Annotated in this window: 1 pseudogene; it reads right to left on the reverse strand. The window is 67.4% G+C overall.

From position 1 onward, the window contains the following. Nucleotides 1-191: 191 nt before the first annotated feature. Nucleotides 192-371 (reverse strand): annotated as a pseudogene (locus tag EN874_RS32500) (methyltetrahydrofolate cobalamin methyltransferase); the annotation flags it as partial.

Below are 371 nucleotides of genomic sequence, written 5' to 3' on the forward strand. Positions count from 1 at the left end.
CGAAATTCTGGCGGAGTTCGAAGCACGCATCGGCAACAGCCGCGGCGTCACGGGCATTTTCGGATCGTGGGCGGGCATGGCGCTGTTCGACGCCATATTGGGCGCGGCCTGAACGCAAAGCAGAGCTGTCCGACCGCATCCACGATGCGATCGGACCAGCGCTGTTTGCGATGCGGCTCACGATTGCGCGCTTATCCCCTCGCCATGCGGGCTTCGCGACCGCCGCGGCGGCGGCCGCCGGCGGCAGCGCCGTCGCCTGGCGCGGTCACCGCAACCGGAGCAGCGACCGCGTGGCCGCCTTCGGCCGGCTTGTAGTCCTTGTAGGTGCGGATCCAGTTGGTGCAGTTCTCGTCGGTGCCGTTGAGCACATT

This window comes from Mesorhizobium sp. M1D.F.Ca.ET.231.01.1.1, assembly GCF_003999155.2.
Taxonomy (GTDB): Bacteria; Pseudomonadota; Alphaproteobacteria; order Rhizobiales; family Rhizobiaceae; genus Mesorhizobium.